This window comes from Gordonia sp. (in: high G+C Gram-positive bacteria) (assembly GCF_047602025.1).
Taxonomy (GTDB): Bacteria; Actinomycetota; Actinomycetes; order Mycobacteriales; family Mycobacteriaceae; genus Gordonia.
In genome coordinates this window covers 1,161,648-1,184,625 of record NZ_JASGII010000001.1, presented here as the reverse complement: position 1 = coordinate 1,184,625, position 22,978 = coordinate 1,161,648, and the positions used below count along the sequence as shown (strand labels likewise).

The following is a 22,978-nucleotide window of genomic DNA, read 5'->3' as shown; positions in this document are numbered from 1 at the left end:
CCGCGCCGCGGGTCAAACCGGCGAACCGGCCCCGCGGCGTGAGCGCGCTCACTCCTCGTGCTCGGGTGCGCCCGACGGCCGGCTGGCCGCGCGACGGCGCTTCCGTCGCACCACCGCGACCGGTTCTTCGTCCGAGGAAGCGGCGGCGACGGTCGTCTTGCTCAGCGCCGGGGCGTCGTCCTGGTCGCCTTCGCCGATCACGATGGTCGTGCCCGATCCGGTCGACACCGGGGCCCGGCGCACGCGGCGGTGGCGCGACTTGGCGACGTCGGCGGCCTTGGGCTGCTCGACGGGTTCCGACGCAGGCGTGGCGGCGACCTCGACGGCCTCGGCCTCGGCCGACTCAGCCTCGGCCGACTCAGCCGTCTCTACGACCTCTACCGGCTCGACGGTCGCGGTCTCGGTCTCGACGTCGACCTGCTCGATGTCGACCTGCTCGATGTCGGCGCCGTCTTCGTCGTTCTCGTGGATGTGGGCGTGCATCGCACGGAACAGCGGGTGCTCCTGTGCGGGGGCCTTCGACTCGGCCGCCGCGGTCTCCGACTTGGCGCCGCCCTTCTTGCGTCGCGAGCGCTTCGACCCGCCGCCCTGACCGCCGTCGTCGGACGGACGCACCTCGACGGGGTCGGCGTGCACGATGACGCCTCGGCCCGAGCAGTGCGTACACGTGGTGGAGAACGCCTCCAGCAATCCGGTGCCCAGGCGCTTGCGCGTCATCTGCACCAGGCCCAGCGAGGTGACCTCGGAAACCTGGTGGCGGGTGCGATCGCGGGCGAGCGACTCGGTGAGTCGGCGCAGCACCAGGTCGCGGTTGGACTCGAGGACCATGTCGATGAAGTCGACCACGATCATGCCGCCCAGGTCGCGCAGGCGCATCTGGCGGACGATCTCCTCGGCCGCCTCGAGGTTGTTGCGGGTGACCGTCTCCTCGAGGTTGCCGCCGGAACCGGTGAACTTGCCGGTGTTGACGTCGATCACCGTCATGGCCTCGGTGTGCTCGATGATGAGCGTGCCGCCCGAGGGCAGCCAGACCTTGCGGTCCAGCGCCTTGGCGAGCTGCTCGTCGATGCGGTGCACGACGAAGGAGTCGGGGGCGTCGGGGGCGGTCTTCTCGAACTTCTCGACGCGGTCCATCAGGTCGGGCGCGACGTCGCCGATGTAGCGCTCGACGAGACTCCAGGCGGTCGGGCCCTCGACGACGAGCTTCTTGAAGTCCTCGTTGAACAGGTCGCGCACGACGCGGACGAGCAGATCGGGCTCCTCGTACAGCGCCTTGGGCGCCACCGACTTCGCCTTGCCGCCCTTGCCCGGCTTGGTCGCCGCCTCGGAGTCGGCCTCGATCTTCTTCCACTGGGCCTCGAGCCGCTGAATGTCGGCCTCGAGGTCCTCGGCGCTGATGCCCTCGGATGCGGTGCGGATGATCACTCCGGCGCCCTCGGGCACGATCTTGCCCAGGATGGACTTGAGGCGCTTGCGCTCGACGTCGGGCAGCTTCCGGCTGATCCCCGTCGACGATCCGCCGGGCACGTACACCAGGTAGCGGCCGGCCAACGAGATCTGCGTGGTGAGCCGGGCACCCTTGTGGCCAACCGGATCCTTGGAGACCTGCACCAGCACGTTGTCGCCCGGCTTGAGGGCCTGTTCGATCTTGCGCGACCCGCCGTCGAGCCCGGCGGCCTCCCAGTTGACCTCGCCGGCGTAGAGCACGCCGTTGCGGCCGCGGCCGATGTCGACGAAGGCGGCCTCCATGCCCGGCAGCACGTTCTGCACGCGGCCGAGGTAGATGTTGCCGACCATCGACGTGGAGTTGGCGGTGGTCACGAAGTGCTCGACGAGGACGCCGTCCTCGAGCACGGCGACCTGGGTGTAGTCCTCGTGGGCCTTGTCGGCGACGGCGTGCACCTTTTCGCGCACGACCATCACGCGGTCGACGGCCTCACGGCGGGCCAGGAACTCCGACTCGCTCAGGATCGGCGGTCGCCGACGGCCGGCGTCGCGGCCGTCCCGGCGGCGCTGGCGCTTGGCCTCCAGCCGGGTCGATCCGGAAATGCCCTGCACCTCGTCGCGGGCGCGCTTGCTGCGCGGCTCGCGTTCGTGCACGACGGTGTTCGGGGGATCGTCCGGCGAGCCGTCCTCGCCGCCCTCTCCCCCGCCCTTGCGGCGACGACGGCGGCGACGACGCTTGGTGGTCGCGGTCGCACCATCCTCGTCATCACAGTTCTCGTCGGCCTCGGCGTTCTCGGCGTCGTCCTCGGACGTGTCACCGTCGGCGTCGTCGGTCTTCTTCTTCTTCGCGGCCGCCTTCTTGGCCGCGGCCTTCTTCACAGCCGGCTTCTCATCGCCGGCAGCGTCGGACGTGTCGTCGGCGGCCTCGTCCTCGTTCTCGTTCTCGGCGCCCTCGGCGGCGGCATCGCCGCGACCGCGGCCACGGCCACGACGGCCACGACGGCGACGGCGGGCGCGGTTCGGCTGGTCGTCGGAGTCTCCGCCGTCCGCCTGGTCCTCGTCATCGCCGGCTTCGTCGGAGTCGGCCGCACCGGCCGCGACGGGGACTGCCTCGGCGGGGTCCGGCGGCAGGAAGAGCGGATTGGCCGCATCCGGCGCGGCGGCGACGATCGGCGCATCCGTCGCCGCGGCTGCCGCCGAGAACAGACCCGAATCGGCGGGGGCGTCGGCCGCGGCGGGAAGTCCGCCGACGCGCTCGACGACGCGCTCGGCGGTCGCCTTGTCGACGGTGGACGAGGCGCTGCTCACCTGTGCACCCAGCGCCTCGAGGTGCTCGAGCACCTCTTTGCTGGTCGACCCCAGCAGCTTCGCCAGGGCGTGGACGCGCATTTTGTCGGGAAGTTCTGTTGCCTGGGTCGACGCGTTCGCGTCGGCCGGCGACCCGTTCTCGGTCACGTATTCTCCTTGCACCCCCGGGCGCGTCAACTGGCGCGGCCACTCGGGGGCTCATGCGGTATGCGGTTATGGGTCGCGCCGCGAAACGGCGGCGACCGCGTGGCTGGTCTTCCGGTGCGGATCGGTGTTCGACCGGGAATACGCCCGATCAGAACGCGCGAAACGCTCCTCGTGGTGAACGTGGAACACGAACCTCGACGCCGCGGTGAACCCTTGTGGGAGCGGTTCGTTGCCGTGGGGAGGTCCTGCTCGCGAAGCTTCTCGCGGGCGGTGGTCCGTCACCGTGCTGCGACGGGACACGGATGTGTCGGTCGCAACACCGCCAGTATCCCACATCACTCCGGGATCCGGAGAATCCCCGCGCCGACGGCGGGGCGCCGACCGACGTCAGGCCTTGGCGAGGTCCGGGAACCAGAGTGCGATTTCGCGCGCGGCGGACTCGGGCGAGTCCGAGCCGTGGACGAGGTTGTTCTGGGTCTCCAACGCGAAGTCGCCGCGGATGGTGCCCGGGGTCGCCTTCTCGACGGGGTCGGTGCCACCGGCGATCTGTCGCCATGCGGCGATCGCGCGCGGGCCCTCGACGACGGCCGCGATCAGCGGGCCCGACGTTATGAACTCGAGGAGGTCGCCGTAGAACGGCTTGCCCTCGTGCTCGGCGTAGTGACCGGCGGCCACCTCGCGCTCGGCGGTGCGCAGGTCGAGGGCGACCAGGGACAGGCCCTTACTCTCGATGCGGCGGATGACTTCGCCGACGAGGCCGCGGGCCACGCCGTCGGGCTTGATCAGTACCAGGGTGCGTTCGGTCACGCAGGAGATAGTAACCAGATGAGTTATCCACAAGGTGAACTCGGGCGGTTCCGCCGGGCCGCGGGCGGGCGTAATCTAGGCGGACGACGACCGATCCGGGGGGATCAGATGAGGGCCAAGCAAATCGAGAACGACATCGAATCGATCTACGAGATTCTCGCCGACCACGGCGGACAGCTCGTCACGATCACCAAAACACTCGCCGACCACGGCGGACAGCTCGTCACGATCACCGAGACACTCACCGACCACGGAAACCGTCTTGACTCGATCGAGACAACACTGACCGATCACGGCGCCCGCCTCGACTCGATCGAGACAACACTCACCGACCACGGCAATCGACTCGACTCGATCGAGGCCAAGGTTGACCACCTCGACACCAAAGTCGACCAGCTCGACACCAAAGTCGACCAGCTCGACACCAAGGTCGACCAGCTGGCCACCACGGTCGACAAGATGGGCACGCAACTCGACTTCGTCGTCGAGAAGCTGAGCTAGTCGATCGGCTCTTGGCCGGGCAGTTGCCCCGCGGCCTCGCGGTGGGCGACGTCGTTTCTGACGTACACGATGTAGGCCCAGACACACGCGAAGATCAGTCCGATGGCCGCGATGGACCAGTGGATCAGGCCGCCGACGATGGTGACGAGCGTGAGGCCGCAGTTGAGGGCGAGCGCCCACGGCCGGTTCTGGACGCCGCAGGCCAGCACGAGCGCGAGGATCAGGGCGACAAGGTAGGCGATCGCGACGCCGGTGAGCCCTCCCCCGATCGTCGCGACCACCGGGAACGCCAGACCGACGACGATGGCCTGCAGGATGAGCAGGCCGCTCATCACGCCGCGAAAGCCCTTCCACGGGTCGTTGGTGGGCGGGGTGAAGCGCTGCGCGGGTTCGTCGGTCATGCCGGTTCCTTTCCGAACAGCGAGCGGGCGGCGCCCGCGGTGACGACGGAGCCGGTGATGATGACGCCGGTGCCCGAGAGCGGCCCGCCCTCATTCTCCTCGGCCAGCGCGATGGCCTGCTCGACGGCGTCGGGCAGGAATGGTTCGACGACGATGCGGTCCTCGCCGAAGATCGGCTCGGCCGCGTCGGCCAGCGTCGCGGTGTCGAGCGCCCGGGGCGAGCCGTTGTTGGTAAGCACGACCTTGTCGAGGACGGGTTCCAACGCCTCGAGCAGTCCGACGACGTCTTTGTCGCCCAACACCGACACGACGCCGATAAGTCGCTGGAAGTCGAACTCCTCGGTCAGCGCCCGGGCCAGCGCCTGCGCGCCGTGCGGGTTGTGGGCGGCGTCCAGATAGACCGTCGGCGCGCTGCGGACGCGCTCGAGTCGCCCGGGGTTGGTCATCGACGCAAAGCCCGCGCGCACCGCGTCGACGTCGAGCTGGCGGTCGGGGCCCGCGCCGAAGAACGCTTCGACCGCGGCGAGGGCGAGCGAGGCGTTCGCAGCCTGGTGCGCTCCGTGCAGCGGTAGGAAGATCTCCGGATACACCCCGCCCAGGCCCTGCAGTTCAAGCATCTGGCCGCCGACGGCGGTCCGTGCCTCGAGGACGGTGAACTCCGAGTCCTGGCGGGCGACGATCGTGCCCGCCTCGACCGTCTCGCGCAACAGCACCTCGGCCACCTCGGGGGCCTGTGGCGCCAGGATCGTGACCGGGTCGACCGGGATCAGCGCGTCGGGGTCGGCGCCCTTGATGATTCCGGCCTTCTCCCCCGCGACGGCGGCCAGCGTGTCGCCGAGATAGTCGGCATGGTCCATCGCGATGGGCGTGATGACCTGCACCTGCGACGCGACGACATTGGTCGCGTCCCAGCGGCCGCCCATCCCGGTCTCGACGACGGCCACGTCGACGGGCGCTTCGGCGAAGGCGGTGTACGCCATCGCGGTGAGGACTTCGAACTTGCTCATGCGCGGGCCGCCGGCCTCGGTCGACGAGTCGTCGACCATGGTGATGAACGGTTCGAGCTCCCGATAGGCGTCGATGTAGGCGCGCGGGCTGATCGGCGCGTTGTCGATGGAGATGCGCTCGGTGGCCAGTTGCAGGTGCGGACTGGTGATGCGCCCGGTGCGGCGGTGCATCGCGGTGAGCAGCGCGTCGATCATGCGGGTCACCGACGTCTTGCCGTTGGTGCCGGCGATGTGGATCGACGGATAGTTGTGCTGCGGCGAGCCGAGCAGGTCGAGCAGCGCGGTGATGCGGGTGAGCGACGGCTCGATCTTGGTCTCGGGCCAGCGGGTGTCGAGTTCGGCCTCGACTTCGGCGAGCTCAGCCAGGTCGCCCGGGTCCACCGGCCGCCGGACCTCGTCGGGCTCGGGGCCGCTCACGCGCCGCCCAACGCCGCCAGCTTGGCGCCCAGCCGCGCGATCTCCTCCTGCGCGAGCGCCTGTCGCGCGCGGATCTTCTCGACGACCGCGTCGGGCGCCTTGGCGAGAAACTGCTCGTTGCCGAGCTTGGCGGTGGTCGTGGCCATCTCCTTCTCGGCGACGGCCAGGTCCTTGGCGACGCGGCGCTTCTCCGCCTCGACGTCGACGGTCCCGGAGGTGTCGAGGTCGACGAGCACGGTCTCCTCGCTCAGGCGCACCTCGATCGATGCGGTGGCGGTAAAGCCGTCCTGCGCCGGGTCGAGCCGGGCGAGGGAGTCGAGGAAGTGGCGCTTGTCGGCCAGGCCCGCGGTGTCGAGGCCGCTGATCTTCGCGGCGACCCGCTGCCCCGGGCGCAGTCCCTGGTCGCTGCGGAAGCGGCGCACCTCGGTGATCAACTTCTGTAGGTCTTCGATCGAGGCCGCGGACTTCTCGTCGCTCGGCAGGCCGCTGGGCCGGGGCCACTGCGCGATGACGACGGACTCGCCGCCGGTGAGCGCCTTCCACAGGGTCTCGGTGACGAACGGCATGACCGGCGAGAGGGCGCGCAGCAGCGGGTCGAGGACGGCGCCGAGGACGCGGGCGGTCGAGTCCTTGAGGGCGTCGTCGCCGATCTGGACCTTGGCCAACTCCAGGTACCAGTCGCAGACTTCGTCCCACGCGAAGTGGTACAGCGCCTCACAGGCCTTGGCGAACTCGAAGGATTCGAAGCCGGCGTCGACTTCGGCGAGCACCTCGTCGAGTCGGCCGAGGATCCACCGGTCGGCGTCGGTGAGTTGCTCGCGCGGGGGCAGGCCGCCCGCGCAGGTCGCGTTGTTCATCAAGGCGAACCTGGTGGCGTTGAACAGCTTGGTCGCGAAGTTGCGCGAGCTCTGCGCGTGGTCCTCGCCGACGGAAATGTCGCTGCCCGGGTTGGCGCCGCGGGCCAGGGTGAAGCGCAGGGCGTCGGCGCCGAAGCGCTCGACCCAGTCGAGCGGGTCGATGCCGTTGCCGCGCGACTTGCTCATCTTGCGACCGTGCTCGTCGCGCACGAGCCCATGCAGGAACAGGTCGGTGAAGGGCACCTTGGCGTCGCGCTGCGCGAGGCCCGCAGTGTCCTTGGCGCCGACGTAGGTGCCGAACATCATCATCCGGGCGACCCAGAAGAAGAGGATGTCGTAGCCGGTGACCAACACCGACGTCGGATAGAACTTGCGCAGGTCGGCGGTGTCGTCGGGCCAGCCCATCGTCGAGAACGGCCACAGGCCCGAGGAGAACCACGTGTCCAGGACATCGGTCTCCTGCGTGTAGCCGGCGGGCGGCTCCTCCCCCGGTGCCGGGCAGACGACCTCGCCGTCGGGGCCGTACCAGATCGGGATGCGGTGGCCCCACCACAGCTGGCGCGAGATGCACCAGTCGTGCATGTCGTCGACCCAGCCGAACCAGCGCGGCTCCATCGACTCGGGGTGGATCTTGGTCTCCCCGTCGCGGACGGCATCGCCGGCGCGCTTGGCAAGCGACTCGACGGCCACCCACCACTGCATCGACAGCCGCGGCTCGATGGGCTCGCCGGTGCGCTCGGAGTGGCCGACGCTGTGCTGGTACGGGCGGACTTCCTTGACGATGCGGCCCTGCTCGCGCAGTGCCTCGCACACGGCCTTGCGCGCCGCGAAGCGGTCCATCCCGTCGAACCGCGTGCCGGTGTCGACGACGCGGGCCTGCTCGTCGAGGATCGTCGGCATCGGCAGGTCGTGGCGCTGGCCGATGGCGAAGTCGTTCGGGTCGTGCGCCGGGGTGATCTTGACGGCGCCGGAGCCGAACTCGGGGTCGACGTAGTCGTCGGCGATGACCGGGATCCGACGGTCGAGGAACGGGTGCTCCAACTCGGTGCCGACGAGTTTCGCGTACCGGTCGTCGTCGGGGTGCACGGCGATCGCGGTGTCGCCGAGCATCGTCTCCAGCCGCGTGGTGGCGACGACGATGTGCGGCTCGTCGTCCTTCATCGAGCCGTAGCGGAAGGAGATGAGTTCGCCGTCGACGTCTTCGTACTTGACCTCGATGTCGCTGACGGCGGTCTGCAGGGTCGGCGACCAGTTGACCAGGCGCTCGGCCTGGTAGATCAGCCCGTCGTCGAAGAGTTGCTTGAAAATGGTGTGCACGGCGCTGGATAGGCCGTCGTCCATGGTGAATCGCTCGCGCGACCAATCGACGCTGTCGCCGAGGCGGCGCATCTGGCCGGCGATGCTGCCCGAGATGGCTTCCTTCTCCTGCCACACGCGCTCGATGAACGCGTCGCGGCCGAGATCGTCGCGGGTCTTGCCCTCGTCGGCGAGCTTGCGCTCGACCATCGTCTGCATCGCGATCGCGGCGTGGTCCATACCGGGCAGCCACAGCACCTCGTAGCCCTGCATGCGCCGACGACGGCTGAGCGCGTCCATCAGGACGTGCTCGTAGGCGTGGCCCATGTGCAGCGACCCGTTGACGTTGGGCGGCGGGATGACGATGGAGAACGGCGGTTTGTCGCTCGACGCGTCGGCGGTGAAGTACCCGGCGTCTACCCAGCCCTGGTACAGCTCCTGCTCGTGGTCGGCAGGGTTCCAGGCAGCGGGCAGCGCGCTCGTCGCGTCGGGGGTAGTCACGGCGTCAATTCTAAGGATGACGAAGGGGCTGCCGTGCAGGGGGCGGGTTTGTACGATTCAGCCCATGTCCCCTGCCGCCGCTCAGGCGTTTCCCAAGCTCAACGAGCCCGATGTCACTCTCGAGATCACTGCCGCTCAGCTCCTCGACATGGTCGGTCAAGTAAGGGAATCGACGAAGCGCGTGATCCTCACGTACGTCGGCGCTTTGGCGTGGGCATGCGCCACCGCATTGGTCGCCGCGGTGATTGCCCCCGCTGGAACCGACGACGCCGGGGGTGGTGGATCGCACCCGGCATCGCCTTCACGGCAAGCTTGGTGGTGTTCGGCTTCACTCGACGAAAGACGCTGCGCAGGCTGCGTGATCGGTACCACACCGCCCTCGACCGCGGATATGAGCAGCCGGCATACACATACTCGGCGGCCTTCGGGCCCGACTATCTCGACGTGGTGCTGGACGGGATCATCTACGAGCGGGTGTCGTTCGCCACGATCGACCGGGTCGAGCTCCACGGCGACCTAGCCGAGATCTGGGGCCGAGTCGACCGTTCAGCCTGGATGGTCTGCCCGCGGGCACTCCTCAATGGCAGCGGGATGGACAGGCTCCGGTCGGCCGGAGTTCGAATGGAAATCGCACAATGACTTACGCCAACCAACCGGGGTGGCAGGCAAATCCCGCACGAATCAGCAAATCCCGCACCGATCGATACGGGATTTGCTGATTCGTGCGGGAGGAAGCTAGGCGGTCTTGTCGCGCGGCTCGGTGCGCGGCTTCTTGCGCGGCACGACGGTCGGCAGGACGTTGTCGCGGACCGTGTCACCGGTGACGACGACCTTCTCGACGTCGTCGCGGCTGGGGATGTCGTACATGACGGGCAGCAGGACTTCCTCCATGATCGCGCGCAGGCCACGGGCACCGGTCCCCCGGTGGATGGCCTGATCGGCGATCGCCTCGAGGGCGTCGCCCGAGAACTCCAGCTCAACGTTGTCCATCTCGAACAGCTTGGTGTACTGCTTGACCAGCGCGTTCTTCGGCTCGGCGAGGATGTTGACCAGCGAACCCTTGTCCAGGTTGGTCACCGACGCGACGATCGGCAGACGGCCGATGAACTCGGGGATCAGACCGAACTTGATCAGGTCCTCGGGCATGACCTCGGCGAAGTGGTCGGTGGTGTCGACCTCGTCCTTGGTGCTGACCTCGTTGCCGAAGCCGATGCCCCGCTTGCCGACGCGGTCGGAGACGATCTTCTCCAGCCCGGCAAACGCGCCGGCCACGATGAACAGCACGTTCGTCGTGTCGATCTGGATGAACTCCTGGTGCGGGTGCTTGCGCCCGCCCTGCGGCGGCACCGACGCCTGCGTGCCCTCGAGGATCTTCAGCAGCGCCTGCTGCACGCCCTCGCCGGACACGTCGCGGGTGATCGACGGGTTCTCGCTCTTGCGGGCGATCTTGTCGACCTCGTCGATGTAGATGATGCCGGTCTCGGCGCGCTTGACGTCGTAGTCGGCGGCCTGGATCAGCTTCAGCAGGATGTTCTCGACGTCCTCGCCGACGTAGCCGGCCTCGGTGAGCGCGGTCGCGTCGGCGATCGCGAAGGGGACGTTGAGCATCTTGGCCAGCGTCTGCGCCAGGTAGGTCTTGCCACAGCCGGTGGGGCCCAACATCAGGATGTTGGACTTCGCCAGCTCGACAGTCTCCCCCGTCTTGGCGTCCTTCTTCTCCCCGGCCTGGATCCGCTTGTAGTGGTTGTAGACCGCGACGGCCAGCGTCCGCTTCGCGTTGTCCTGGCCGATGACGTAGTTGTCCAGGAAGTCGCGGATCTCGATCGGCTTGGGCAGGTCGTCAAGTTTGACGTCGCTGTTCTCGGCGAGCTCTTCCTCGATGATCTCGTTGCACAGGTCGATGCACTCGTCGCAGATGTAGACGCCGGGACCAGCGATGAGCTTCTTGACCTGCTTCTGACTCTTGCCGCAGAACGAACACTTCAGCAGGTCGCCACCGTCTCCGATTCGAGCCATGGTGCTACCTACTTCCCTGCTGCCTGTCGTGCCGGTACACCGACGGTACCCGCCTTGTGTTCGGACTTCGAGTTACTTAGAGCGAATGTCGCCGGATTCTTCCCACTACTTCTTCATCGACTTCTTGCGGTATCCGAAGACCTCGTCGATGATTCCGTACTCCTTGGCCTGCTCGGCGGTGAGGATGTTGTCGCGGTCGGTGTCCTCGCGGATCTTCGACGCCTTCTGACCGGTGTGGCCGGCCAGGATCTCGTCGAGACGGTTGCGGATGCGCTCGATCTCGGCGGCCTGGATCTCCAGGTCGGAGACCTGGCCCTGGAAGGCGCCGCCGGTGCGCGGCTGGTGGATCAGGATGGTCGCATTGGGCAGCGCGGCGCGCTTGCCGGGGGTGCCGCCGGCCAGCAGGATGGCCGCCGCCGACGCCGCCTCGCCGAGGCAGACCGTCATGATGTCGCAGTGCACGTACTGCATCGTGTCGTAGATGGCGAGCATGTCGTGCACGCTGCCGCCGGGCGAGTTGATGTACATGGTGATGTCGCGGTCGGGGTCCTGGGACTCCAGGACCAGCAACTGCGCCATCACGTCGTTGGCGACCGTCTGGTCGATCGGGGTGCCGACGAAGACGATGCGCTCCTCGAACAGCTTGGCGTACGGGTCGTACTGCCGGTGGCCGGTCGGGGTCTGCTCGATGAAGCTCGGCAGGATGTAGCGCGCCTGCAGATCGCGCATGGCCTGCGCCGATGCCGGGACGCCGGTCTGGTTCACGTCGTTGCTCATGATGCTCTTTCGAAGTCGAAGGTGTCGGTGGCTAGAGGGAGGTGACGACGTGGTCGACGAGGCCGTACTTCTTGGCCTCCTCGGCGCGGAACCACTTGTCGCGGTCGGCGTCGGCCTCGATCTTCTCCAGCGGCTGCCCGGTGTGCTTGGCGTTGAGTTCGTTCATTTCCTTCTTGGTCTGCGCGAACTGCTCGGCCTGGATGGCGATGTCGGCGGCGGTACCGCCGATGCCCGCCGACGGCTGGTGCATCATGATCCGCGCGTGCGGCAGGGCGTGCCGCTTGCCCTTGGTGCCGGCGGTCAGCAGGAACTGGCCCATCGACGCGGCCATGCCCATCGCGTAGGTGGAGATGTCGCACGGCGACAGCAGCATCGTGTCGTAGATGGCCATGCCCGCGGTGACCGAGCCACCGGGCGAGTTGATGTAGAACTGGATGTCCTTGTCCGGCGCCTCCGCCGACAGCAGCAGGATCTGCGCGCACAGCCGGTTGGCCACGTCGTCGTCGACCTGGGTGCCGAGGAAGATGATGCGCTCGCGCAGCAGTCGCTCGTAGACCGAGTCGTTCAACGTCAGGCCGGCGACGCCGGCGGACATCGCGGTGTGGATCGGGGAATTGCTCACGGGTTCCTGCCTTCGGGATTCATCTCGCGGTCTGATCGATCTCGCATTGGTGCTTGCACCGACACTAACCAATGGCCGGGCCCAACCCTTCCCAATAACACGCCGATTCGCTCACAGCTAAACGATGTTCCACCCGAACGGGTGCCCCGAGGGGACCACGGGCCGCGGAAACGACGACGGCCGCACCGGGGAGTTCCCGATGCGGCCGTCGCGTGACGTTGCCGGACTACTTGTCGTCGGCGGCGTCCTCGTCGTCGAAGGGGCCGAAGAATTCGGTGGTGTCGATCTTCTTGCCCTTGTCGTCCTTGACCGGCACGCGGCTGATGATCGACGCCAGCGCCTTGTTGCGACGGGCGTCGGCGATCAGCGCGCCGACCTGGTTGGAGGCCTGGAGCTGGTTGACGAACTCCTGCGGCTCCATCTGGTAGCGCTGCGCCAGGAAGATGATCTGCTGGGTCAGCTCGTCCTGGCTGACCTCGGTCTCCTCGGCGTCGGCGATCTCGTCCAGCAGCAGCTGGGCCTTGACGGCGCGCGCAGCACCGTCGCGGGCGTCCTTCTCGAACTCCTCGCGGGTGGTGCCCTGCGCTTCGAGCAGGCGCTCGAACATGGCCTCGTCGCCACCGATGCTCTGCATGACCTCGGCGGTCTGGTTCTCGACGGCCTCGTCGACGACGCCCTCGGGGACAGGGAAGTCGACGGTGTCGATCAGCTCTTCGAGCACCGCGTCGCGGATGCTGTTGGCCTGCTCGATCTTCTGGTTCTGGCCGACCTGGTCGGCGACCGCGGCGCGCAGCTCGTCGACGGTATCGAACTCGCTGGCCATCTGGGCGAACTCGTCGTCGAGTTCGGGCAGCTCGCGCTCCTTGACCGCGCCGACCTTGACGGTCACGTTGGCGTCGGAATCGGCGTACTCGCCGGCCACCAGCTTGGTGGTGAACTCGGCCTGCTCACCGGTCTTCAGCCCGACGACTGCCTCGTCGAGACCGTCGATCAGCTGGCCGGAGCCGAGCTCGTGGGAGAGGCCTTCGGCGGTGGCGTCGGCGACGGGCTTGCCGTCGACCGTGGCCGCGAGGTCCAGCACGACGTGGTCGCCGTTCTTGGCGCCGCGCTCGACGGGCTTGAGGGTGCCGAAGCGCTCGCGCAGGCCCTCGAGCTGCTCGTCGACGGCGGTCTCGTCGTCCTTGACGGCGTCGACGGTGACCTTCAGCTTGGAGTAGTCCGGCAGCTTGATCTCCGGGCGGATGTCGACGGTGGCGGTGAACTTGACCGGCTTGCCGTCGACCAGGTCCTCGACGTCGATGTCGGGGTTGGAGATGACCTTGATGTCGTGCTCTTCGACGGCCTCGGAGTACTTGATCGGGAGGATGTCGTTGACGACCTGCTCCAGGACGGCGTCACGGCCGACGCGGGTCTCGATCAACTTGGCCGGGGCCGTGCCGGGACGGAAGCCCGGGATGTTGATCTGCTGGGCGAGCGCGGCGTAGGCCTGCTCGAATCCGGGCTCGAGCTCCTCGAACGGGATCTCGACGGTCAACTTCACCCGGGTCGGGTCCAACTGTTCCACGCTGCTCTTCACGCGCGTCTCTCCTTATATATGTAGGTCGTAGTGTCGGGATGACAGGATTTGAACCTGCGACCCTCCGCTCCCAAAGCGGATGCGCTACCAAGCTGCGCCACATCCCGTGGGCTCGCTGCAGAGCGGGTGACGGGAATCGAACCCGCGTAGCTAGTTTGGAAGACTAGGGCTCTACCATTGAGCTACACCCGCGAGCAGGCGGCGCTGCCGGGATCGCCGGAACCGCCGCATGCGATGACCGACTGTACCTCGCGCCGACGCGGGGCCCGAAATCGGGGCGCCGGCCCTCCGACGACACGCGGACGCGTCGTCGAGTGGAAAATGTCACAGGCCGCATAACCGCAGGCACCGCGTCGTTTCGCCGGGATCTCCCTGTGTATCGCCTGGGAGGTAAGGAAACGCTGTGGCCATCCTGAAACGTTTATGCGACCATTGTCGATGATCAATCCGAGCGGACCTGGTTCCGCGCTGGATATCACCAGGGTTGGTCTCCAACCCCGCGGTGGCAATTCGAAGCCCCAACGAATGTGAAGGAACACCAGAGAATGCTTAGCACCACCAAGCATGCTCGGCGAGGCGCTGCCAAGGGCCTGCTCGCCGGACTCGCGGGCGCCGTGGCACTGACCGCCGCGCTCCCCGCCCAGGCACAGGCCGCGCCGGTCACGATCATCCCGGGCCTGCCCCCGGTCGAGATCCCCGGCTACAAGCCGCCGAAGCCGCGTCCGAAGCCGCAGCAGAAGCAGCAGCCCTCGGGACCGAAGGCTCCGCGTCCGCCGGCGCAGCCCGCTGTCGCCAGCCGCACCGGCTGGGTCGGCCTGTCCGACGACCACCTGCACTACGTCTTCTGGTACCGCAACGGCATCTTCGACCGCTCCATGCCGGTCTCGATGGGCAACAACAAGCACCCAACGCCCAACGGCACCTACTACGTCAAGGACCGTCGTCGCTCGATGTGGATGGACTCGTCCACCTACGGCGTGCCCGTGAAGTCGCCGGAGGGCTACCGCACCTTCGTCGAGTACGCCGTCCGCATGGACTGGAACGGCATCTTCATCCACGCCGCTCCATGGTCGGTCGCCCAGCAGGGCGTCTCGAACGCGAGCCACGGCTGCCTGAACGTCAGCATGGCGAACGGCAAGTGGGTGTTCGAGCACATCCCGCGCGGCACCCCGATCGTCGTCCGCGGCACCATCGGTGGCGGCAACTGGCGCACCCCGCGCGACTAGCTCCCACATAGACGCACAGTGAGCCGGATCCTCCTCGGAGGGTCCGGCTCACTTGTTTGTGTCGCGTCCCCGACCACCTCGTATTGTGTTGATGTGCCGCCGCTGCGGTGAGCGACAACAGGAGGACTCATGACGTTGGAACCGGGCGACGAATTTGCGGGCTACCGCATCATCGAGGTCCTCGGCACGGGCGGCATGGGCACCGTATACCGCGTCACCAACGCGAACCTGGCTCGCGACGAGGCTCTCAAGACCGTCCGTCCGACGACCGGGATCCCCGACGCCGACGAGCGCTTCCGCCGCGAGGCCCACGCGGCCGCCAATCTGAGCCATCCGAGCATCGTCACCATCCACAAGTTCGACGTCACCGACGACACGCCCTGGTACACGATGGAATACCTGCGGGGCGACGACCTTGCCAAGGTCGCGGGCCGCCTGCCCGCACACGAGGTCACCGAGATCATCGGCCGGGTGGGTCAGGCGCTCGACTACGCACACTCTCGCAGCGTGATCCACCGCGACGTGAAGCCGGGGAACATCATCCTCACCCGCGGCGCCAACCGCTTGCTCGACCGTGTCGTCCTCGTCGACTTCGGCATCGTCAAGGACGTTGCCCAGCCGACGCAGCTGACCCAGCCGTACCAGCCGCTCGGCTCCCCGCCGTACATGGCGCCCGAACTCATTCGCGGCGAGCCGGCCACCGCCGCGTCGGACCAGTACGCCTTGGCGGTCACCGCCTTCCAGGCCCTCACCGGCCACACCCCGTTCGCGGGATCGACCGGCGAACTCCTCGCCGCGCACGCCACCGCTCCCCCGCCGTCGATCACCCGGCACCGCCCCGACCTCGCTGCCGCCGACCAGGCCCTCAGCCGCGCCCTCGCCAAAGACCCCGCCCAGCGCTTCGGCAGTTGTGCCGAGTTCGCCGACGCCCTGGGCTTCGCGCTGGCCGGAGCGTCGCGAGACGCGGTCGCGCCGCCGACCTTGCCACCGCCGACAATGCCGCCCGTGGCCACCTACCCGCCACCGCCGACCGCGTACGCCCCGTCCCCGTACGGCGCCGCTCCCCTGCCACCGCCGCCGCCGAAGAAGCGCCGCAAAGGCCTTTATGCCGCGCTTGCGGCCCTGCTGGTCGTCGTCGCCGGCACCACCGGCGGCGTGCTGTGGCACCGCGCCAACCAGGCTCCGCCGCAGCGGGCCGACTGGCATCTCGCGAACCCCGCGGGCGTCAAGCCAGGGGCCTGGACCAAGTTGGCCACCGAGAGCAACACCCACGGCCCCCGGTCGGTGTGCGGGATCAACGACGGCGAGGCCTACTGCTGGGGCGAGTCGAACGACATGGGTCAGCTGGGCAAGGTCGGCGCACCGGCACAGTTCCGCAAGGTCGAGAACCTCATCAAGCCCGTCATCGACATCGCCGTCGGCCCGGATTTCGCGTGCGCGATACACGACGACGGCCGACTCACCGGCTGTTGGGGACGGAACAACGGGCGCATGGACGCGCCGCGCCCCGCCACGATGCCGCCACCGGCGAAGCCGTCGAAGGAACGCGTGACCGCCATCAGTGTCGCCTCGATCCGCGGCTGCCTGATCAAGACCGGAAAGCCCAAGTGCTGGGGCAAACTCAACCTTCTCAGTGACAATCCCGCCGATATTCAAGGGAGCATGCACTGGGGCCCCACCGATGTCTCGGTGTTCGGCGAGGTGGTCCAGGTGGCGACGCGGCCGAGCACGATGTGCGTCGTCGCCAAGGGCGGCACGGTGAAGTGCCAGGGAACCACGACCGACGGCCGCATGGATGACCGCGTGACCGACGTGCACGCGCAACCCACGAATCCGATTGTCGCCGAGATGCCGATTCTGAAGGACATCGTCGAAGTCGAGGGCAGCTCTGTCGGCTTCACCTGGTGCGCGCGCAGCAAGGCGAAGGTGTACTGCTGGGGCTCGGGCGGGGACGGGTTGCTGGGCAATGGCGACGAGCGCTTCGTCAACTCGCCTCCGATCCCCGTTGAAGGCCTCACCAACCCCACCTCCCTGTCCGGCGGAATGGAGTTCTTCTGCGCGGCGGCCGAGGGCTCCGCGTACTGCTGGGGAACGAACTCGGTCGGCCAGAACGGCAACGACCAACCCGGTGTCCAGACCGCGACCAAGGTCGAGGGCGTGCACAACGTGACGTCGGTGATCGCGGGCCGCGAATTCGCCTGTGCCCTCGCCGACGGGGAGCGCTACTGCTGGGGCAAGCCGCCTGTGCAGTGAGCCGGGCACCGTAAGGTATTTCACGTGCACCACGAGGGGCGGTGCCTGGCGAAGGAGTACCCATGGCGTTGGAACCGGGCGATGAGTTCGCGGGCTACCGCGTCATCGAGGTCCTCGGCACCGGTGGCATGGGGACGGTCTATCGCGTCGCCAATCCGCGGCTCGCGCGCGATGAGGCGCTGAAGACGGTCAAGCCCACGCCCGGCATCGCCGACGCCGACGAGCGGTTCCGCCGGGAGGCCCGCGCAGCGGCAAACCTGCACCACCCCGGGATCGTGACGATCCACGAGTTCGGCGTCACCGACGACACGCCCTGGTACACGATGGCGTTTCTCGACGGCGAGGATCTGGCCAAGGTCGCCGGACGCCTGCCCGCCCGTGAGGTGTCCGAGATCATCGGTCGTGTTGGTCCGGCGCTGGACTACGCCCACGCGCACGACGTCATCCACCGCGACGTCAAGCCGGGCAACATCATCCTGACCCGCGGTGCCAACGGCCTCCTGGATCGGGTGGTGCTGGTCGACTTCGGCATCGTCAAAGACGTCGCCCAATCGTCGACGCAGCTGACCCAACCGTTCCAGCCGCTCGGCTCCCCGCCGTACATGGCGCCGGAGGTGATCCGCGGCGAGCCGGCCACCGCCGCGTCGGATCAGTACGCCCTCGCCGTCACCGCCTATCAGGCGCTCACGGGACACGCGCCGTTCACCGGCGCCACCGGCGAGCTCCTCGCCGCGCACGCCACCGCGCCAGTGCCGTCGGTGACACGGCACCGTCCCGACCTCGCCGCTGTGGATCCGGTGCTGAACCGCGCACTCGCCAAGGATCCGGCGCAACGTTTTGGCAGCTGCGCCGAATTCGCCGAGGCGCTCGATCGCTCACTGGCGGGTTCCTCCCGCGACACCATCGTGCCGGCACCGCTCCCTCCCCCGCCCGCCGGAATCACCGCGCCGCCTCCGACGTCGTACGGCGCGTACCCGTACCCGGCGCCGTTTCCCCCTCCGCGGAAGAAGCGTCGCAAGGGGCTATACGCGGCACTCGCCGCGCTACTGGTCATCGCGGCAGGCACCACCGGCGGCGTCCTCTGGCACCGTTCCACCCAAGAGCCACCGCAGCGCGCGGAGTGGCAGTTGGCCAACCCGGCCGGCGCGAAGCCCGGTGCGTGGACGGCTCTGTCGACGGCCAGCAGCGCATACGGTCCCCGGACCGTATGCGGGATCAACGACGGCGACGTCTACTGCTGGGGCGAATCCAACGAACGGGGTCAACTGGGCAACGGCAAATTCGGCGGCCCCACGACGGCGAGCAAGGTGGCGGGCTTGAAGAAGCCCACCACAGCGGTCGCCGTCGCCCCGGATTTCAGCTGTGCGATCCACGACGGCGGCAAGGCCATGGGTTGCTGGGGCGCCGACGGAGGTCACATGGGCGTGCCGAAGCCGCCGGCCGACCCCGCCACGACGTCCACGCCCGCACCGGCACCGGCGCCGATCACGGCGGTGAGCGTCTCCACTCTGCGCGGCTGCATCGTCAAGACCGCCAAGTTGCGCTGTTGGGGCAACCTCAATTCGCTCGCCAACGCACCGCTGCGCGACGAGGAGAACCTCTACTACGGACAGGTCAACGTCTCGATCTTCGGCTCTGCCTCGAAAGTGGTCGTGCGCTCATCGACGATGTGCGTCGTCTCCAGCGTCGGAAAAGTCACCTGCCAAGGCATCACCCGCGACGGCAAGATGGTGACCTCGGCCGACGCGAAGCCCTCGTTTCCGGACGAGATGCCGCTGGTCAAGGACATCGAGGGCATCGACGCCGACGGTGACGGCTGGTCGTGGTGTGCCTTCAACAAGACCGCTGTCTACTGCTGGGGCACCGGCACCGACGGTGTCCTCGGCAACGGCGAGGGGCGCAGCCTCCCGCAACCCCCGGCCCCCGTCGCCGGATTGTCGAAGCCGACCGACATCTCCGGCGGCGCCGGCTTCTTCTGTGCCGTCGACGGTGGCTCGGTGTACTGCTGGGGCAAGAACAACACCGGCCAGCTCGGCCAAGAACGCGCCGGTCAGTACTACGCCCCCACCAAGGTAGAGGGCCTGCACAACGTGACCGCGGTTTCCGCGGGCCGGGACTTCGCCTGCGCCATTGCCGACGGCGAACGCTACTGCTGGGGCAAGCCGCCGGAGTAGCGGACAGTGCTACGTCCCGACTTCTCAGCTCAGTCCAGGCCGAGTGACGCGTGTACTTCCGCCGCGCTGTAGCGGACTCCGTCGTCGTTGGCGCGTGCTTCCTTAAGGGCTGCGACGTCGGCTGAGGCTTCAAGCTCCTCCAGATACTCGAGGTCGTCGGCGGAGATGAGCGCGGCGGCGGGCTTACCGTGCTTTGTGATGACGATGCGTTCGCCGGCGTAGGCGCTGCGGGAGATGGCATCGCCGAGGTTGGCGCGGAATTCTGCGACAGGGACGCTCGTGTGCCGTTCGGTTGCCATTGTCGGTGCTCCTATCTGAGGTTGAACCAAATATACACCATTAAGTCCATAATTACCATTATGTACATAGCTAGGTACTATTGTTAGGTCATGCCCTCGGGAAAGGCCTACACCGTCGAGTACACCGGCGCAGCGGCCCGCGAACTGGCGAAGATCGCCAAGGCTGACAAGAAGCTCGCCCGGCAGATCGCAGCCACCGTCACCTCCCTCGCGGACGAACCGCGCCCACCAGCAGCCACCAACTACACCGCCATCCCCAACGCCTATCGCATCAGAGTGCGCGACCACCGCATCCTTTACACCGTCACCGACACGTCGGTGCTCGTGGAAGTGTTCCGCGTCGAACACCGCAGTTCCGTCTACAAGAAGAGGTAGCGTCGTCAGCCCGGCTGACACTCCGGACACCAGAAGAGGTTGCGGCCCTCCATGACCTCGTGGGCGACGGGGGTCCCGCAGATGCGGCACGGCTCCCCCGCCCGTCGGTACACATAGGTTCGCGGCCGGTCCGGCCGATACGCCGGTGCACCGTGATCGTCCTCGGGCCGCATCACGTGCATCTGGCCGCGCCGCACGCCGACGGGCATGAGGAGCAGCAGGTCCCGCCACAGCGCGTCGAACTCCTCGTCGGTGATCGACGTGCCCGGCCGGTGCGGGTTGATCCCCGCGCGGTAGAGCACCTCGGCGCGATAGACGTTCCCGATGCCGGCGATCACCTTCTGGTCCATCAGCAGCGCGCCGATCGGCCGCTTCGACTTCTGGATCGCGGCCCTCGCGCGCGACGGATCGGAGTCGGGCCGCAGCGGATCGGGGCCGAGCCGGGCGATCAGAGCGTCCAGATCCTCGGGCGTGTAGAGCTCACACGCGTTGGGGCCGCGCAAGTCGACAGCGGCAGTCGGCCCGACGATCCGCAGGCGCACCTGCCCGACGGGCGGACCCGGTGGCACGGCCAGATCGTGGAAGGCGCCGTAGATCCCGAGGTGGACGTGGACCAACTGTCGCGGGCCCGAGCGCGGCGTCGAACCGGGTGGGCGGTACTCCTGCACGAGGTGCTTGCCCCACGCCTGCGCGCGGTGGAAGGTCCAGCCGTCGAGCATCGCGGCTTGGTCGGCGAAGCGCCCCTGCGGGCTGCTCAGCGCAACGGGGTTCCCGCCGAACAGGCGCTGCTGGCGCCGGGCGAGTCGATGAAGGGTGTGGCCCTCAGGCACCGGGCACGGCGGGGGCTTCCCCGGTGCGCTCGTACTCGGCGAGGATGTCGATGCGGCGCTGGTGGCGCGGCTCCTCCGACCACGGCGTCGAGATGAACGCGTCGACGATGGCCAGGGCCTCGGCCTCGGTGTGCATACGGCCCCCGATACCGATCAGCTGCGCGTTGTTGTGCTGGCGCGCGAGCTCGGCGGTCTCGACGCTCCAAGCGAGCGCACACCGGGCGCCGGGCACCTTGTTCGCGGCGATCTGCTCGCCGTTGCCGCTGCCGCCGAGGACGATGCCGAGGCTGCCCGGATCGGCGACGGTCCGCTTGGCGGCGTCGATGCAGAAGGCCGGGTAGTCGTCCTGGGCGTCGTATTCGAACGCACCGCAGTCGATGACTTCGTGGCCACCGGCCGTCAGATGTTCTGCGATTCGGGCCTTCAATTCGAAGCCGGCGTGGTCGCCACCAAGATAGACGCGCATGGCGTCACTATAGTTTGGAGTCGTGGCTCACCCAGAAACGACCCCCGGCCTGTCCTCACCGATTCCCTCGGTGCCCGGAATCCCGGCCGGACCGACCCCCGAACCCCAGCAGCTCCCCGCCGACGCGACGTGGCTGCCGCCCGCCCGATTCGCCGGTGCCCCGCAGCGGCACCCGTGGGAGATCCCGATGCTCGTCGTGGTCATCCTGGCGACGCTGTTCCTCTACCTGGGCATCGTCCTGGTGGTCATGGTCAGCAGCTTCAGCTGGCAGTTGCTCTCGGTGCTGGGCCTGCCGCTGCTGCTGGCCTTCGGCCGTGGCATCGGCTACGCCCGTCAGCGGGTCGGCGCGGTGCAATTGACGCCGACCCAGTTCCCCGAGGCCTACCAGATGGTCGTCGACGCAGCGGCCCGCTACGGCCTCGAGTACATCCCCGACGCCTACGTGATGAACGGCAACGGCACGATCAACGCGATGGCCTCGGGCCACGGGTTCCGCCGTTTCGTCGTCGTCACCAGCGACCTGTTCGAGATCGGCGGCCAGGCGCGTGACCCGGAGACCTTGCGGTTCATCATCGGCCACGAGGTCGGCCACATCGCCGCCGGCCACGTGTCGTACTGGCGCCAGCTGGCGTCGTCGATCGCCTTCGCGATCCCCGTGCTCGGCACGACGCTCTCGCGCGCCCAGGAGTACACCGCCGACAACTACGGCTACTACACGCAGCCGTCGGCCGCGCCCGGCGTGATCGGCGTGCTGTCGGCGGGCAAGTACATGCTGTCGGCGATCGACTTCGACCAGTTCGCCGACCGGGCGACGCAGGAGCGCGGGCCGTTCGTGCACATCGTGAACCTGTTGGCCACGCACCCGGTGTTGACCTGGCGCGCCGCCGCATTGCGCGACCGGACCCGGCCGGGCGCGATGATCGCGCGGCCGAAGGTCATCGTGCGCGGCGTCGGCAGCGGCAACGTCGCACCGCTGAACCCGCAGCCGCCCCACCCGGCGGCCGTGCCCGACGGCTTCCTGCCGAACGGCATGATCTCGCAGACCAAGCCGTAGGGGCTCGGCGGGCTCAGTCGAAGGCCGGGTCCTCGGTGCGGGTCCGCTTGAGCTCGAAGAAGTGCGGGTTCGATGCGACGGCGACCACGCCGTCCCACAGCGTGCCGGCGTCCTCGCCCCGCGGAATGCGCGAGAGCACCGGACCGAAGAAGGCCACGTTGTTGACGTGGATCGTCGGGGTGCCGACGTCGTCGCCGACCTTGTCCATGCCCTCGTGGTGGCTCGTGCGGATGGCCTCGTCGAACTCGGTGGAGTCCGCCGCCTTCGCCAGCTCGGCGGGCAGTCCGACGTCGGCGAGCGAGCCGGCGATCACCGAGTCGAGGTCCTTGTCACCCTCGTTGTGGATGCGGGTGCCCATCGCGGTGTAGAGCGGCGAGAGGATCTCGTCGCCGCGTTCGGCCTGTGCGGCGGCCAGCACGCGCACCGGCTTCCAGGCGTGCTTGAGGCCCTCGCGGTACTCGTCGGGAATGTCCTTGCCCTCGTTGAGGACGGCCAGGCTCATGATGTGGAAGTTGACGTCGATGGGACGCACCTTCTCCGCCTCAAGGATCCAGCGGGAGGTGATCCAGCACCACGGGCACAGGGGGTCAAACCAGAAGTCAGCGCGATTGCTCATGACTCC

At 68.1% G+C, this 22,978-nt stretch carries 20 protein-coding genes and 2 tRNA genes; 7 read left to right on the top strand and 15 right to left on the bottom strand.

Annotated features, from left to right (window positions below):
* Nucleotides 1–48: 48 nt before the first annotated feature.
* Nucleotides 49–2,901 (bottom strand): translation initiation factor IF-2 N-terminal domain-containing protein, encoded by a 2,853-nt coding sequence (locus tag QM728_RS05860; protein WP_415031102.1) that lies wholly within the window; start codon nt 2,899–2,901, stop codon nt 49–51.
* Between the two features lie 387 nt (nt 2,902–3,288).
* Nucleotides 3,289–3,708 (bottom strand): nucleoside-diphosphate kinase, encoded by a 420-nt coding sequence (gene ndk / locus QM728_RS05855; protein WP_415031101.1) that lies wholly within the window; start codon nt 3,706–3,708, stop codon nt 3,289–3,291.
* 108 nt (nt 3,709–3,816) lie between these two features.
* On the opposite strand from ndk, the gene QM728_RS05850 reads away from it, so the two are divergent.
* Nucleotides 3,817–4,209, top strand: coding sequence for a hypothetical protein (locus QM728_RS05850; RefSeq protein WP_415031100.1), 393 nt, complete (start codon nt 3,817–3,819; stop codon nt 4,207–4,209).
* Here the strand turns inward: QM728_RS05850 and QM728_RS05845 are convergent.
* Genes QM728_RS05845 through QM728_RS05835 form a run of 3 tightly spaced genes read right to left on the bottom strand, consistent with a single transcriptional unit; the run spans nt 4,206 to nt 8,688 of the window.
* A complete protein-coding gene (locus tag QM728_RS05845) occupies nt 4,206–4,610 on the bottom strand; it encodes a DUF4233 domain-containing protein (RefSeq protein WP_415031099.1) in 405 nt (134 codons plus the stop codon). The two genes, QM728_RS05850 and QM728_RS05845, sit on opposite strands and share 4 nt — an antisense overlap.
* Complete coding sequence (gene folC, locus QM728_RS05840; protein ID WP_415031098.1) at nt 4,607–6,034, bottom strand: bifunctional tetrahydrofolate synthase/dihydrofolate synthase; 1,428 nt, start codon at nt 6,032–6,034, stop codon at nt 4,607–4,609. Before folC ends, QM728_RS05845 begins: the two co-directional genes overlap by 4 nt.
* On the bottom strand, nt 6,031–8,688 hold the full coding sequence (locus QM728_RS05835) for a valine--tRNA ligase (protein WP_415031097.1): 2,658 nt from the start codon (nt 8,686–8,688) through the stop codon (nt 6,031–6,033). The genes folC and QM728_RS05835 overlap by 4 nt, the downstream gene beginning before the upstream one ends.
* 210 nt (nt 8,689–8,898) lie before the next feature.
* On the opposite strand from QM728_RS05835, the gene QM728_RS05830 reads away from it, so the two are divergent.
* A complete protein-coding gene (locus tag QM728_RS05830) occupies nt 8,899–9,327 on the top strand; it encodes a hypothetical protein (protein WP_415031096.1) in 429 nt (142 codons plus the stop codon).
* A gap of 96 nt (nt 9,328–9,423) precedes the next feature.
* Here QM728_RS05830 and clpX read toward each other — a convergent pair whose 3' ends face one another.
* From clpX to QM728_RS05800, 6 genes are all read right to left on the bottom strand, one after another.
* Nucleotides 9,424–10,704 carry an ATP-dependent Clp protease ATP-binding subunit ClpX gene (clpX, locus tag QM728_RS05825; protein WP_415031095.1) on the bottom strand — a complete coding sequence of 427 codons (1,281 nt, stop codon included), beginning with the start codon at nt 10,702–10,704 and terminating at the stop codon, nt 9,424–9,426.
* A 105-nt stretch (nt 10,705–10,809) separates the two neighbouring features.
* A complete protein-coding gene (locus QM728_RS05820) occupies nt 10,810–11,481 on the bottom strand; it encodes an ATP-dependent Clp protease proteolytic subunit (protein WP_415031094.1) in 672 nt (223 codons plus the stop codon).
* A gap of 31 nt (nt 11,482–11,512) precedes the next feature.
* A complete protein-coding gene (locus tag QM728_RS05815) occupies nt 11,513–12,103 on the bottom strand; it encodes an ATP-dependent Clp protease proteolytic subunit (RefSeq protein ID WP_415031093.1) in 591 nt (196 codons plus the stop codon).
* A gap of 226 nt (nt 12,104–12,329) precedes the next feature.
* Entirely contained in the window at nt 12,330–13,679 is a 1,350-nt protein-coding gene (gene tig / locus QM728_RS05810; RefSeq protein ID WP_415031092.1) for a trigger factor, read from the bottom strand.
* A gap of 33 nt (nt 13,680–13,712) precedes the next feature.
* Nucleotides 13,713–13,786, bottom strand: a tRNA-Pro gene (locus QM728_RS05805).
* A 14-nt stretch (nt 13,787–13,800) separates the two neighbouring features.
* Nucleotides 13,801–13,871, bottom strand: a tRNA-Gly gene (locus tag QM728_RS05800).
* Nucleotides 13,872–14,224: 353 nt separating this feature from the next.
* Here QM728_RS05800 and QM728_RS05795 point away from each other — a divergent pair.
* The 3 genes from QM728_RS05795 to QM728_RS05785 all read left to right on the top strand — a co-directional run bounded on the left by QM728_RS05795 (nt 14,225) and on the right by QM728_RS05785 (nt 19,332).
* On the top strand, nt 14,225–14,905 hold the full coding sequence (locus tag QM728_RS05795; RefSeq protein ID WP_415031091.1) for a L,D-transpeptidase: 681 nt from the start codon (nt 14,225–14,227) through the stop codon (nt 14,903–14,905).
* 129 nt (nt 14,906–15,034) lie between these two features.
* On the top strand, nt 15,035–17,158 hold the full coding sequence (locus QM728_RS05790; RefSeq protein WP_415031090.1) for a protein kinase domain-containing protein: 2,124 nt from the start codon (nt 15,035–15,037) through the stop codon (nt 17,156–17,158).
* A 62-nt stretch (nt 17,159–17,220) separates the two neighbouring features.
* Complete coding sequence (locus QM728_RS05785; protein WP_415031089.1) at nt 17,221–19,332, top strand: protein kinase domain-containing protein; 2,112 nt, start codon at nt 17,221–17,223, stop codon at nt 19,330–19,332.
* Between the two features lie 29 nt (nt 19,333–19,361).
* Here the strand turns inward: QM728_RS05785 and QM728_RS05780 are convergent, their stop codons facing one another.
* The gene (locus tag QM728_RS05780) at nt 19,362–19,631 is read right to left on the bottom strand and encodes a type II toxin-antitoxin system Phd/YefM family antitoxin (protein WP_415031088.1); all 270 of its coding nucleotides are present in this window, start codon (nt 19,629–19,631) and stop codon (nt 19,362–19,364) included.
* Nucleotides 19,632–19,721: 90 nt separating this feature from the next.
* Between QM728_RS05780 and QM728_RS05775 the strand changes: the two genes are divergently transcribed.
* Nucleotides 19,722–20,006 carry a type II toxin-antitoxin system RelE family toxin gene (locus QM728_RS05775; RefSeq protein WP_415031087.1) on the top strand — a complete coding sequence of 95 codons (285 nt, stop codon included), beginning with the start codon at nt 19,722–19,724 and terminating at the stop codon, nt 20,004–20,006.
* A 5-nt stretch (nt 20,007–20,011) separates the two neighbouring features.
* On the opposite strand, the gene QM728_RS05770 is transcribed toward QM728_RS05775, so the two are convergent.
* Both QM728_RS05770 and QM728_RS05765 read right to left on the bottom strand, forming a co-directional pair.
* Nucleotides 20,012–20,836 (bottom strand): Fpg/Nei family DNA glycosylase, encoded by an 825-nt coding sequence (locus QM728_RS05770; RefSeq protein ID WP_415031086.1) that lies wholly within the window; start codon nt 20,834–20,836, stop codon nt 20,012–20,014.
* Nucleotides 20,829–21,302 (bottom strand): ribose-5-phosphate isomerase, encoded by a 474-nt coding sequence (locus QM728_RS05765; protein ID WP_415031085.1) that lies wholly within the window; start codon nt 21,300–21,302, stop codon nt 20,829–20,831. Before QM728_RS05765 ends, QM728_RS05770 begins: the two co-directional genes overlap by 8 nt.
* A 22-nt stretch (nt 21,303–21,324) precedes the next feature.
* Between QM728_RS05765 and QM728_RS05760 the strand changes: the two genes are divergently transcribed.
* The gene (locus tag QM728_RS05760; RefSeq protein WP_415031084.1) at nt 21,325–22,356 is read left to right on the top strand and encodes a M48 family metallopeptidase; all 1,032 of its coding nucleotides are present in this window, start codon (nt 21,325–21,327) and stop codon (nt 22,354–22,356) included.
* Between the two features lie 13 nt (nt 22,357–22,369).
* On the opposite strand, the gene QM728_RS05755 is transcribed toward QM728_RS05760, so the two are convergent.
* Nucleotides 22,370–22,972: a DsbA family oxidoreductase gene (locus tag QM728_RS05755; RefSeq protein ID WP_415031083.1), complete on the bottom strand. Its 603-nt coding sequence runs from the start codon at nt 22,970–22,972 to the stop codon at nt 22,370–22,372.
* Nucleotides 22,973–22,978: the final 6 nt, after the last annotated feature.